The sequence below is a fragment of the Acinetobacter genomosp. 15BJ genome, from assembly GCF_000400715.1.
Lineage (GTDB): Bacteria > Pseudomonadota > Gammaproteobacteria > Pseudomonadales > Moraxellaceae > Acinetobacter.
Genome location: NZ_KE007347.1, coordinates 1,298,992 through 1,311,878, shown reverse-complemented (window position 1 = coordinate 1,311,878; position 12,887 = coordinate 1,298,992). Strand labels below are relative to the sequence as shown.

The following is a 12,887-nucleotide window of genomic DNA, read 5'->3' as shown; positions in this document are numbered from 1 at the left end:
GAGCCAGCAAAAGCTGGCTTTTAATTTCCTGCTTTTGCCAATTCTGCTTCGATATAACTAATAATCATGGTACTTAAACCTTTGACCATTTCATCAAAGCTGATCTGTGGATTGGGTAAGATCAAATGACGAGCGACATTGAAAATACTACTATTAATACTGATATACGCTGTCACGCTGAGATTATTGACTTTTAGGTAACGAGGGTGACGAATCATATACTTCATCAAAACTTCCATCAGTGCCATCTCAATTTGACCTATATATTTTTCATATTTGAGTTCTGTCGCATAACGGAGGCAGATCAGATAACGATCGTCATCACGGGTTAGCAAATCACGGAAAGTATAGAAGATCATTTCAAATAAAGGTTCGAGTTCCTGCTCAATCATGATCGGCGTGAGTTCTTTCACCATATCCAAGACTTCTTTGACAAAAGTTCTGGCCATCGCATCATAAATTTCTTCTTTGTTCTTAAAATATTCGTACAGCGAGCCAACACTGACCCCTGCAATATCAGCAATATGCCGCGTGGTGGTGCCACTGGTACCATTGGTTGCAACTGCAATAAAGCCTGCTTCAATAATGGTGTCTACTGTGACTTTAGAACGTGACTGACGTGGTTTACGAGTTGCCATAAAATCTTATTATTAAAATCCGAACATAACTTCAGATTAACATGCGGTTGAAAGCAGGGGAAGTCAGAGTAAATTAATCCGAACAAATAAAATTACATATATTTTAATATTTATATTTTATCTGTAATGAAATCTAATTTCTAAAAGATGGATACGGATTTACATCAATAATCTTTGTTTTTAATTTTAATTATCTATTTGATAATAAATATAAAAATAAAAATTAAGTTTTACTTACTTCTATTTTAAAAAATTGGCAACGAACAACTTATATGAAAAATATATCTGCTAAAACGTCAAGAATTACCCGAATTGAATCCGAACATAAGATCGGTTTAAAGTAATTTCATATCAGGATCAGGTTCAAAAAAATCTCCCGAATATTTTTTCAGACTTCTCAAATGAGCAGAAGGATGAAAAGAGATGAACCCGATGCAACGCATGTCAAAGGGCAAATGACGCTCAAGTGAAGTAGGTAGGTGTAGCCATGATTAGCAGCACATTAAAGAAAGGTTTAAGCTTATTTAAATCGAACCCAATAACTGAGCAAATCGATTTTGCAGGTAAAAAAAGCATTCCAATTCGCCACTTAGCTATCGGATTTGAAGGTAAGACGGTTGATTTATCATTTTATATGAACAATCAATTCGCAACCATTTTCTTCGCGACGCTTTCAGTTTTTTTGACTTATGGTGAAGACCTCGTGATTGAAACAGCACGTCATCACCGTGATCAACTGAAAGATCCAATTTTAAGACAGCGTGTGACTTCATTGATTGGTCAGGAAGCCATTCATTCAAAATTACATAATGAATTTAATGATGCAATTGTTGAACTTGATTATCCAGTAAGACTTTATCGCTTTTTGGGTGAACAATTTTTTGATCACATTTTCTTGAAATTCCCACAACCGCTTAAGCTTTCCCTCATGGCTGGGATTGAACATTTTACTGCCGTGTTAGCGGAATACATGATGGCACATGAACAGAACTTCTATTTCTCTGATGATGCGAAAACACGTGCTTTGTGGATGTGGCATATGTTGGAAGAATCTGAGCATAAAGATGTTGCCTATGATGTGTATCAAACACTGAATGGTAACTATGCCTTACGTATCTCAGGTTTCTTACTTGCTTATTTCACCATTCTTGGATTGATCCCGTTTTCGGCAACCATGGTGCCAATCTTACGTAAGCCACAAGAAATGTTGACCACGAAATTCTGGAAAGATGCACGACGTGGCGTAAAGCTGATCTTTAGTCCGAAGGATGGGGTTTTTGGAAGCACTCAAGGTCGTATTTTTGATTATTTACGTACGGATTTCCATCCAAATGATCATGATGCAACAGCTTATTTTGAATACTACGAAAAGAAACTTTTATCAGAAGGTGGTGCATTGTATCCATTCTTTGTAAAAGAGTTCACACCTAAGGTTCAGGCTGCGTAATCAGGAATTTTTGAATGATTTAAACAAGTGCAGAAGGGAATATGGCTGAGCTTGGCAAAAAAGCTCAATGTCTTATGAGCAGTTTGGTTCTAGTTATATTTTAATCCTGCACTATGCTGTTTAAATAATCAAAGAGTCTGTGATTCTTCAATCTCTATATGGAGATCAAGCAATGGTCGTTCAAGTTCTTCGAAATGTCTTTTCAGACAAAGTCAGTACACGATATCAGGGGATTGTGCAGAGTTTAGCAAGCAAATCACCGATTCCAATTCGTCATTTTGATTTTAAATTCGATCCTGAACGGTTGGATATTAAGTTTTTAATGCAGAAAGAATGGGCAACGGCGTATTTTGCTGCTTTATCAATTTTTCTCACTTATGGTGAGGATTTGGTGATTGAAACTGCACGTTATCATCGTGATTTTATTGATGATCCTATCTTAAAGCAAAGATTAACTTCTTTGATTGGACAGGAGGCAATTCATTCGAAATTGCACAATGAATATAACGAAATCATGATTCCAAATGATGTACCTGTACGCTTATATCGGTTTTTGGCAGAGCAAGTTTTTAACTATACTTTTTTAAAATTCCCCCAACCGCTTAAGCTTTCGTTGATGGCAGGGATTGAGCACTTTACTGCCGTGCTCGCTGAGTTTGGCATGAAGCATGAATATATTTTTCAATATTCTGATGATGAAAAAGCACGTGCTTTGTGGATGTGGCACATGCTTGAAGAATCTGAACATAAAGATATTGCTTACGATACTTATCAGGTACTCTCTGGAAATTATTCGTTAAGGATTTTTGGCTTTTTTCTAGCGTTTATTACCATAGGGGCTGGTGTTGGAGCTGGTGGTTTATTTTTATCATTTTTACGCCGTCCGAGTAATCTGATTAACCTACGTTTCTGGAAAGAAGCGGGTGCAAGCTGGTCTGTACTGTTTAATTTAAAAAATGGCATGTTTGGTAGCACATTACCTCATATCTTTGATTACTTACGTCCAGATTTTCATCCCAATGATCATGATACAACGGCCTATTTGGCGTACTACAAAGAACGTTTATTAAACCCAGAAACAGGTTTATTAAGCCCTTATTTCCTGAAAGAGTTTGTACCACCCGTACGTGCAGCCACTGCATAACTTGGTCCATATCAATACGAGATTATTGGAAAAGCAAAAATGAAATTATTTGGGAAAAAAACCAAGCCTAGCCAAAAAGCATTCGCTGTGGTGACAGGTGCAGGAAGCGGGATTGGTCGTAGTTTTGCTCTTGAACTGGCAAAACGTGGCGGCACAGTGGTGTGTTCGGACATTAACCTTGATGCAGCCAAAGAAACAGTCAGTTTAGTTGAGGCACTTGGAGCCAAGGCCTTTGCTGTGCAATGTGATGTGGCCAAAGAAGAGCAGGTCAATCAGTTGGCTGAGCAGGCTCAACAATTGATGCAGAATCCAGTCACATTGGTGATTAATAATGCAGGAATTGGTTTAGGAGGCAAGTTTGATGAAATGTCTTCTGAAGATTGGCATTGGTGCATGAATATTAATTTATGGGGTGTAATCCATGGTTGCCGTGCTTTTGTACCAAAGTTTAAACAACTTGGACATGGTGCAATTATCAATGTGGCATCAGCAGCGTCTTATACTGCAGCACCAGAAATGACCGTCTATAACGTGTCTAAAGCAGGTGTTCGTGCCTTGTCAGAAACACTTTCAGCTGAACTGCGAAAATCGAATATCAAGGTCAATGTACTTTGTCCAACCTTAGTACCGACCAATATCATTAAAAATGGCAAAGTCCCGCATAAAGGGCTTTTAGATTATGCCCTCACCAATTTGGCTTTTACCACCAGTGACAAGGTCGCCAAACTGACCTTGGATCGTTTGGATAAAGGTGAGCTTTATACCATTCCACAAATCGATGCCAAGTTGTTTTGGTTAATGAAACGTACTGCACCGAATTTATATGCAAAATTCTTAGGTACCTCATACAGATTTATGAAGTAATCACCTCGGATAAAAGATTTTAAACACTGTAATAAGACGAAACTCAATCGGCGATAGGCTTATTTCAGTTGAATGAATAAAGGATATTTTTAAATGACAGCTCAAGCAAAAAAATTAAACTCAGCTGAAGGAAAGGCTTTACCACCACACATCTATGATAGTTTTATCGTAGGTGCGGGGATTTCTGGTATTGCAACTGCAATTCGTCTTGATCAAGTGGGTTATAGCAACTACAAGATCATTGAAAAAGCGACTCGTGTTGGGGGAACTTGGCGCGAAAATACCTATCCAGGTTGTGGCTGTGATGTACCATCGGCATTGTATTCATATTCATTTGCACCTAGTGCAAAATGGAGTCATTTATTTGCTCGTCAGCCAGAGATTCTGAGCTATTTAGAAGAAGTGAGTGAAAATTTCAATGTCAGCTCAAAAATTGAATTTGGTACAGAGTTATTGAATGCGGCATGGGATAAAGAGCGTAATCTGTGGGTGATTGACACCAATAAAGGTCAAAACCTATCTAGAACTGTGGTTTTTGCAACAGGTCCAATTACCGAAGCGCAAATTCCAAAACTTGAAGGTCTAGAAACCTTTAAGGGCGAAATGTTCCATTCAGCGAAATGGAATCATGATTATGACCTGACAGGCAAGCGTATCGCTGTGATCGGGACAGGCGCATCAGCGATTCAGTTTGTTCCTCAGATTCAGCCATTAGCAAAAGAATTGTACGTGTATCAACGTACAGCGCCGTGGGTGGTACCAAAGCCAGACACGGATTTAGGTGATATTAGTAAATCATTGATTGAGAAATTTCCACTGATTCAAAAGACGTGGCGTCAAGCGGTTGCGCAATCGTTGAATGCAATTAATTTCGGCTTACGTAATCCAGCCGTGTTAAAACCTGTTGGCGAATTGGCAAAATTGATTTTACGTTTCCAGATTGAAGATCCTGAATTACGTAAAAATGTAACGCCGAACTTTACGATTGGCTGTAAGCGTTTGCTGTTCGCCAACAATTACTATCCAGCCTTACAACAACCGAATACCAAACTGATTCCACATGGATTGGTCAAAGTAGAAGGCAATACTGTGGTGTCTGCTAATGGTGAACGTCATGAAGTGGACGTGATTATTTGGGGAACAGGTTTTGAGGTATCTCATCCACCAATTGGCAAGCGCGTATCAAATGAGAAAGGTGAATGTCTGAATGATCTATGGAAGAGTAGTTCACCAGAAGCATATTTAGGTACCAGTATTGAAAATGTCCCGAATGCTTTCTTAGTGTTAGGACCAAATGTCTTGGTGTATGATTCATTCATTGGTTTGGCTGAAGCACAACTTGATTATATCGTTGATGGTTTACTGAAAATCAAAGAAAAAGGCATCAGTAAGTTGAATATTAAGCCAGAAGTGATCAAGCATCATAATGAGCTCGTGCAAAAACATCTTAAAACAACAGTGTTTAATGCGGGCGGATGCAAGAGTTACTATTTGGATGCCAATGGCCGCAATTTTGCTGCATGGCCGTGGTCATTGAAAAAGTTAAAGCAACGTTTGAAACGTATGGACTTAAATGATTATCAAGTGACGTATCAAACTGAAAAAACTAAATAATTTTTAATTTAGTCATTAATAAGCAGTAAATTTTGTCTAGCGATGGAATTTGCTGCTTATTTTTTGCAAGATAGCAATAGAAATAGGGGAATCAAAATGAAAGAAGGACAATCGAGTCGCACGGCCGAAGCTGCCGCAGCATTACGTGCCAATCATTTTCAAAATGCAGAAAATCCAGTCTTTTCTGACCCTTTTGCTTTTGAGTTGACGAGTAAAGGTTGGAAGGCTTTATTAAGCACGCCGTTCTCAGTAAAAGTGATGAATTCCTCGGTGTTTAATCGTACTTTTGGTTTATTGACTGGACAGGTGGTTGGGCGTTCACGTTATGCAGAAGATCAACTCCATGCAGCGATTGAGCGGGGCGTAGCACAATATGTATTGGTCGGGGCTGGATTAGATTCATTTACCCTGCGACAAGCACAGCAGTACCCACAGCTTAAGATTTATGAAGTTGACCATCCAGATACCCAAGCAGCAAAACAACGCAAATTACGCCAATATGGCGCACTTCCAGCGAATGTCGAGTTTGTTGCAATTGATTTTGAAAAAGAATCGATTGCAGATGCTTTAGTACGTAGTTCGTTTAAGCAGGGCCAAGCTGCTTTTTTCTCATGGTTGGGGACGACCCATTATCTAGAACCAGAGACAACGTTAAATACTTTAAATAGCATTAAACAGATTGCTGCACAGGGGAGCGAGGTGGTCTTGGACTACTCGATTGACTATCGAGAGTTAGAGGGCTTGGAACGTTTGGGAACATTGTTTGTGTCGCAATTTACACGGTTTTTAAAAGAACCATTAAAAGGGCAATTTAGACCAAAGACATTGCATCAGGCAGTAGAACAAATGGGGTACATCGTTACTGAGGATTTATCAGGTGACGGTTTAAGTGAGCGTTATTTTCATGCTCGACCTGATCATATCCGTCATACCATCGCAACGCATATGCTGCACTTGCGATTAATGTGAGCTTAGTTCAGTAATAAATGAGTTGATACGAAAAAACCCTTAAATTCGAACTTAAGAATTTAAGGGGGTGTTGATTAACGACGTTGGTTATAAACAGCCAAAGCTGCAGGTAGGTTTTTACGCATATCACCAATACGTTGAGTATTTGATGGGTGAGTTGATAAGAACGAACCGCCACCAGCGCCATCTAAACGATTCATTTTTTCCCATAGACTGATTGCTGCATTCGGGTTATAGCCTGCTTTTGCCATGAGCATTAAACCGCCATAATCGGCACGGCTCTCTAAATTACGGGAGTATGGTAAGCCAATGCCCACTTGACTGCCTAAATCGATTGCTGCGCTGCCTAGATCACCTATGCTGCTACCTGCATACGATTTACCAATGCCAATCGCAAGATTTGTTAAAGCTTGAGCACCAATTTTACTTTTGGCGTGTTCTTCGAGCGCATGGGTCATTTCATGTCCCATTACCGCAGCAATTTCATCATTGGTTAAATTAAGCTTGTTCACGATCCCTGTATAGAAAACAACTTTACCACCTGGTGCTACATAGGCGTTAACAGTATCTGATTTGAGTACTGCAAGTTGCCATTGAAAACGTTGACCAGTCTGGTTCATTTGATCTGCATAAGGTTTTAAGCGATTAAATACAGTATTGATACGTTGATAAGTACTTGAACTACTATCCAACTGATTTTTGGCACGTGCTTCTTGGGTCATTTTTGCGAAGCTCTGTGCAGATTGAGCATTTAAAGTTGCGCTATCTGCGCCAGCCATGTCTGCAAAAGATGCGCAGCCAGAAATTGTCATTACGGTCATAGCACAAAGGCTTAAAGCTAATTTCTTCATACTTATTCTCTCCAAATCAGTATCTTATGAATATAGTCTTGATTAGGGTGGATTATAGAAAATGTTGGCAGCAGTTAATATTCTGAATATCTCTATAATCATTGTAATTATGTAATCAGCAAGGCTTATTCTTTGTTAAAAAATGAAAGCCAGTGACAGGCACTGGCTTTCTTAAAGCGTTAATCCGATCTTAAATCGAATTAGTCTTCGTCATCATACTCTTCTTCTGTAAAATTATTTTCTTCTAAAGAAGCATCAAAAATTAAGATTGCTTTACCATCAGTTTGAATCATACCTTGATCTTCAAGTGTCTTGAGGACACGTCCAACCATTTCGCGAGAGCAACCCACGATACGACCAATCTCTTGGCGGGTGATACGAATCTGACGACCATTTGGCAAAATCATTGCCTCAGGTTGAGCCGATAAGTCAATTAAACAACGTGCAATACGTCCTGACACATCAATGAAGGCTAGATCAGTGACTTTACGTGTTGTATTTTTAAGACGACGTACCAGTTGAGCAAACACAGCGTAACTTAGATCTGGGTATTGTTTACTTAACTCGTGGAAATTGTCGTAAGAGATTTCTGCAATTTCGCAGACATCTCGTGTACGTACTTCTGCGGTACGTTGAGGGTTTTTTTCAAAAAGCCCCATTTCACCAAAGAAATCGCCTGGGTTTAGGTAGGCAACGACAATTTCACGTTCGTCATCTTCACGTAAGATAATTGACACTGAACCTTTTAATATTAAATACAGTGATTTTGATTCCGTTCCAGCGTGAATTCTAGTATTACGTGTGGCGGTTTGAAAAATCTTATGACAATCTACCAGATGTGCAACTTACTCAGATGGTTTACCTCAATCTAACGCTTTAGTACTACGATTAGACAATGACATGGCAATGCTTATAAAATAATGCTTTTGTGACAGATTAAAACCAATGCCTTTAGTTGAATATTTTCTAATCAAACCAGACAAAATTTCGTATGTGCCCTTTTTATAGGGTGAAAGTAGGTCACAGAAATATTATTCTGTGCTTCAATTATCTGCAATGCTATCATGTGCTGCTAGGTTACAGAAACTTGCATAGGAGGACAAATCAGACAGTTGCCCAACTATATTTTTCGGTGCTTCAGCTGAAGACGTGCGCAAAGACTGTGGTCTTGGTCCAGGTAAAGTGATTTAGATAGGACTTCGTGGATGTCCTTCATTAAGTGTTGTGATCGTTTTTTTGATATCTTGCCAAGATATTACATGTGCTTTCCAATGGCCCAGTATTTTCCGTTCTTAAACTACGCCTGCGCTGTCCAGAATAATTTATTTACACTTCATTATAGAATCTTAATCAGGGTCAACGATACATGTTCGAAAAGCATTTGAACGCTCCACACAGGATAATTGTTCAGTCAGTAACTCACCCTTAGATAATGGTCTTAAAATTGCCCATATCGTTGAATTGATTAAAGCCGCTTAATGATAAAATTCATGAGTTGTACTAAAAAGTGTTCCAATTTTATGGAGCAATCATTTTCTACGTATCTCTTTAAAATTAAGTAACAAGTGGGTTGCAACGAGTGCATTTTTTAGGCTACCACCCCTACGTATATGTAACCCAGTGACGCAACCAGTTTTACCATCAAATACTACTTTTACGCCATTTCTTTTCAGCTGTCGATACATAATATTAGTTTGACTCTAAATGAGTAAAGTACTGTTTAAGCCTGGAACACCATCTATTAGTGCCGCATTCCCATAAACGGTATGATCTCCAATGTGAAGGTGAAGGCATTCAAATGTTACTACTACCATTTGCCCAATAAGCGCAGGAGGGGCTAAATCGCGCACTTCAACTTGTACTTCACCATTGAAAAAACGTTTTCTACCAAATGAATTACTGAATTTACCAGCCGTAGGCCGAATAAAGTTAGGAAACTGAGTCCAGTTACTTTGGGAAAAAGAGCTATAAATATCATTTTGCTCTTTCGCTTCTTGAGCGTAACGGTTGAGTTGATCTTGACTGGGATTGACATAGTCTTGGTTTTTGACTGTTAAACGCTGTTCGGCATATTGATAGGGCTTTACTTCGATTTGAATTGGTGTGGTATTGCTTGTTAAGGTCAAGCCACCTAAGGGAGCTGAAAGTGGAATGCCAAACACGGCATAGCGTTGTGTACCTTGTTGTGTAATCAAGACTGGTTTTTGTTCATAAAAAACTTGTGTAGTGGTTGTTGGAAGTGGGATCACAGCAACACCACCGGCACGTCTTGAGTCCTGTGGCAGTTGCGCAAAAGCAGCATGAAGAGGAAGCAGGGAAACAACGCTGAGCAAAATTGTTTTTAAAGACATGATGAGCATTTTTAATTGAAGCAAAGCGTTAAACTAAAAGGTTCACCTTAAAATCACAATAAGGATTTTGTGCAAAACGGAATAGACCGAAAAATTATACAAAATATACTTGAAATAGATCATTTATATACCCATATTAATACTGAGTTTTATTTCTTAAAAATTTCATAAAATATTGAAAAATATATAAATTTTATTTGAAATTTTAAAAAGCGTTCCCATCTAAGTGATAAGTTAAGAATTTGTTGTGAGGAATAACAAGAATGCGATTTGAAAAATTTACAAACCGTTTACAGCAAGCACTCTCAGACGCACAATCATTGGCAATGGGTAAGGATCATACTGCGATTGCAGGGATTCATATTCTGTCGACTCTTTTGAAAGAACCTGCCAATCTGAGTTTATTGCAACAAGCGGGCGCACGTTTACCAGAGTTAAAGCAAAAACTTGAACAAGCGTTAGAGAATGCACCAACATTGGCAAATCCTACAGGTGATATCAATCTGAATCCTGAAGCGGTAAAGGCATTGAATTTAGCTGACCGTTATGCACAAAAAGCAGGTGATGAATTTTTATCAACCGATTGGGTGTTGTTAGGGTTGGCAGAAACAGGTGAAACCAAAAGCATTTTAAATAGTGTTGGTGTAACACCAGAAAGCTTACGCAAAGTAATTGAAAATATTCGAGGAAATGACAAAGTTATGAGCAATAATCACGAAGATCAACGTGACTCACTCAATAAATATACCATTGACTTAACTGAGCGTGCTTTAGCGGGCAAGCTTGATCCTGTAATTGGTCGTGATGATGAAATTCGTCGTACCATTCAAGTTTTATCACGTCGTACCAAAAATAATCCTGTCCTGATTGGTGAACCAGGGGTAGGTAAAACAGCGATTGTGGAAGGTTTAGCACAACGTATTGTCAACGGTGAAGTGCCTGAAGGGTTGAAGAATAAGCGTGTACTGTCATTAGACTTAGGTTCATTGCTTGCAGGTGCAAAATATCGTGGTGAGTTTGAAGAGCGTTTAAAAGCTGTACTCAAAGACCTTGCTAAACATGAAGGCGAGATCATCCTGTTTATTGATGAGTTACATACCCTTGTCGGTGCTGGTAAGGGTGATGGTGCGATGGACGCAGGTAATATGTTAAAACCGGCTTTAGCACGCGGTGAATTACGCTGTGTCGGTGCAACGACCTTAGATGAATATCGCCAGTACATCGAGAAGGATGCGGCGCTTGAACGTCGTTTCCAGAAAGTATTGGTCGATGAACCAAGTGTTGAAGATACTATTGCGATCTTGCGTGGTCTAAAAGAAAAATATGCGACCCATCATGGTGTGCAAATTTTAGACTCAGCGATTATTGCTGCAGCGAAAATGTCACATCGTTATATCACTGACCGTCAATTGCCTGATAAAGCCATTGATCTGATTGATGAAGCGGCATCGCGGATCAAAATGGAAATTGACTCCAAACCAGAAGCTTTGGACAAACTTGATCGTCGTTTAATCCAGTTGAAAATGCAATTGGAAGCGGTGAAAAAAGATGAAGATGCTGGCAGTAAAGCTGAAGTAAATCATCTTGAGCATCAAATTGCTGAAAAGCAAAAAGAGTACAACGATCTGGAAGAAATCTGGAAAGCTGAAAAAACACTGGTTGAAGGTGATAAGAAAGCACAAGTTGAGCTTGATCAGGCACGTGTTGCTTTGGAAAAAGCTAAACGCGAAGGTGATTTGGCAGAAGCGGCACGTTTGCAATATGGCGTGATTCCAGAGTTGCAGAAACGCTTGGAACAAGCCGAAGTCGCTGAGGAAAATGAAGAGCCGAAACTGATTCGTACCAAAGTCACCGAAAACGAAATTGCAGAAGTCGTTAGTGCAGCAACAGGTATCCCAGTGGCGAAAATGTTGCAGGGTGAACGTGAAAAACTGCTGAATATGGAAGAGTTCTTGCATAACCGCGTGGTTGGTCAAGATGAAGCGGTGGTTGCCGTTTCCAATGCGGTACGTCGTTCACGTGCGGGCTTATCTGACCCGAATCGTCCAAGTGGGTCATTCTTGTTCCTTGGACCAACAGGTGTGGGTAAAACTGAGTTGACCAAAGCATTGGCAAACTTCTTGTTTGACAGTGACGATGCCATGATTCGTATTGATATGTCCGAATTTATGGAAAAACACTCAGTCAGTCGTTTAGTGGGTGCACCTCCAGGCTATGTTGGTTATGAAGAAGGTGGTGTTTTAACTGAAGCGGTACGTCGTAAGCCATATAGCGTGGTGTTATTTGATGAGGTGGAAAAAGCGCATCCAGATGTGTTCAATATCTTATTGCAAGTTTTAGATGATGGGCGCTTAACGGATTCGCAAGGCCGTGTGATCGACTTTAAGAATACCGTTATTGTAATGACTTCGAACTTAGGTTCACAGGATGTACGTGAACTTGGCGAAGGGGCAACAGATGATGAGGTTCGTACTGTGGTCATGAATGCAGTCACACAGCATTTCCGTCCAGAGTTTATTAACCGTATTGATGAGTTAGTGGTTTTCCATTCACTCCAGAAAGCACAGATCCGTGGTATTGCTGATATTCAGTTAGATCGTTTACGTTCACGCTTGAGCGATCGTGATATGGGCTTAACAGTGGATGATACTGCTTTCGACTTATTAATCGATGCTGGTTTCGATCCTGTGTACGGCGCACGACCATTGAAACGTGCGATTCAGCAGCAAGTTGAAAATAACTTGGCTCAGAAAATCTTATCTGGTGAATTCCAACCAGGAGATAACATTTTGATCAAAGGTGAAAATGGTCATCTTGTGTTTGATAAAATGAAACTCAGCTAAGTACAATTTTAACGATTGGCTAAAAAGATGGTGATGAAAGTCACCATCTTTTTTTGTATCAGTGTTATTGGTCAGATTTTTACAGGAATATTACCGATAACATTGCGACTTGATAAAAAACTTGATAGCTTCGGAACAAATAAGAAAAAAATTCAGGATGAATTGC

At 39.5% G+C, this 12,887-nt stretch carries 9 protein-coding genes and 1 pseudogene; 6 read left to right on the top strand and 4 right to left on the bottom strand.

Going from position 1 to position 12,887, the window contains the following annotated elements; translation table 11 throughout:
- Window positions 1-20 precede the first annotated feature (20 nt).
- Window positions 21-638 (bottom strand): TetR/AcrR family transcriptional regulator, encoded by a 618-nt coding sequence (locus F896_RS07995; protein WP_004806319.1) that lies wholly within the window; start codon window positions 636-638, stop codon window positions 21-23.
- 487 nt (window positions 639-1,125) lie between these two features.
- On the opposite strand from F896_RS07995, the gene F896_RS08000 reads away from it, so the two are divergent.
- The 5 genes from F896_RS08000 (at window position 1,126) to F896_RS08020 (ending at window position 6,676) form a co-directional block, all read left to right on the top strand.
- Window positions 1,126-2,085, top strand: coding sequence for a metal-dependent hydrolase (locus F896_RS08000; protein WP_016164038.1), 960 nt, complete (start codon window positions 1,126-1,128; stop codon window positions 2,083-2,085).
- A gap of 172 nt (window positions 2,086-2,257) precedes the next feature.
- Window positions 2,258-3,229 (top strand): metal-dependent hydrolase, encoded by a 972-nt coding sequence (locus tag F896_RS08005; RefSeq protein ID WP_016164037.1) that lies wholly within the window; start codon window positions 2,258-2,260, stop codon window positions 3,227-3,229.
- Window positions 3,230-3,268: 39 nt separating this feature from the next.
- Window positions 3,269-4,093: an SDR family NAD(P)-dependent oxidoreductase gene (locus F896_RS08010; protein WP_004806324.1), complete on the top strand. Its 825-nt coding sequence runs from the start codon at window positions 3,269-3,271 to the stop codon at window positions 4,091-4,093.
- Between the two features lie 93 nt (window positions 4,094-4,186).
- Window positions 4,187-5,707 (top strand): flavin-containing monooxygenase, encoded by a 1,521-nt coding sequence (locus F896_RS08015; RefSeq protein ID WP_016164036.1) that lies wholly within the window; start codon window positions 4,187-4,189, stop codon window positions 5,705-5,707.
- 96 nt (window positions 5,708-5,803) lie between these two features.
- The gene (locus F896_RS08020; RefSeq protein WP_016164035.1) at window positions 5,804-6,676 is read left to right on the top strand and encodes a class I SAM-dependent methyltransferase; all 873 of its coding nucleotides are present in this window, start codon (window positions 5,804-5,806) and stop codon (window positions 6,674-6,676) included.
- 74 nt (window positions 6,677-6,750) lie between these two features.
- On the opposite strand, the gene F896_RS08025 is transcribed toward F896_RS08020, so the two are convergent.
- The 3 genes and pseudogenes from F896_RS08025 to F896_RS08030 all read right to left on the bottom strand — a co-directional run bounded on the left by F896_RS08025 (window position 6,751) and on the right by F896_RS08030 (window position 9,878).
- Window positions 6,751-7,527 carry a M48 family metallopeptidase gene (locus tag F896_RS08025; RefSeq protein WP_004806331.1) on the bottom strand — a complete coding sequence of 259 codons (777 nt, stop codon included), beginning with the start codon at window positions 7,525-7,527 and terminating at the stop codon, window positions 6,751-6,753.
- Between the two features lie 200 nt (window positions 7,528-7,727).
- Entirely contained in the window at window positions 7,728-8,363 is a 636-nt protein-coding gene (crp, locus tag F896_RS0119925; RefSeq protein ID WP_265596756.1) for a cAMP-activated global transcriptional regulator CRP, read from the bottom strand.
- Between the two features lie 693 nt (window positions 8,364-9,056).
- Window positions 9,057-9,878, bottom strand: a pseudogene (locus F896_RS08030) (M23 family peptidase).
- Window positions 9,879-10,141: 263 nt separating this feature from the next.
- Here F896_RS08030 and clpB point away from each other — a divergent pair.
- Window positions 10,142-12,721 carry an ATP-dependent chaperone ClpB gene (clpB, locus tag F896_RS08035; protein WP_016164032.1) on the top strand — a complete coding sequence of 860 codons (2,580 nt, stop codon included), beginning with the start codon at window positions 10,142-10,144 and terminating at the stop codon, window positions 12,719-12,721.
- Window positions 12,722-12,887: the final 166 nt, after the last annotated feature.

Bases quoted from the DNA above. Each gene is read 5' to 3' on its own strand.
- F896_RS07995 (WP_004806319.1), bottom strand. From the start codon at position 638: ATGGCAACTCGTAAACCACGTCAGTCACGTTCTAAAGTCACAGTAGAC.
- F896_RS08000 (WP_016164038.1), top strand. From the start codon at position 1,126: ATGATTAGCAGCACATTAAAGAAAGGTTTAAGCTTATTTAAATCGAAC.
- F896_RS08005 (WP_016164037.1), top strand. From the start codon at position 2,258: ATGGTCGTTCAAGTTCTTCGAAATGTCTTTTCAGACAAAGTCAGTACA.
- F896_RS08010 (WP_004806324.1), top strand. From the start codon at position 3,269: ATGAAATTATTTGGGAAAAAAACCAAGCCTAGCCAAAAAGCATTCGCT.
- F896_RS08015 (WP_016164036.1), top strand. From the start codon at position 4,187: ATGACAGCTCAAGCAAAAAAATTAAACTCAGCTGAAGGAAAGGCTTTA.
- F896_RS08020 (WP_016164035.1), top strand. From the start codon at position 5,804: ATGAAAGAAGGACAATCGAGTCGCACGGCCGAAGCTGCCGCAGCATTA.
- F896_RS08025 (WP_004806331.1), bottom strand. From the start codon at position 7,527: ATGAAGAAATTAGCTTTAAGCCTTTGTGCTATGACCGTAATGACAATT.
- clpB (WP_016164032.1), top strand. From the start codon at position 10,142: ATGCGATTTGAAAAATTTACAAACCGTTTACAGCAAGCACTCTCAGAC.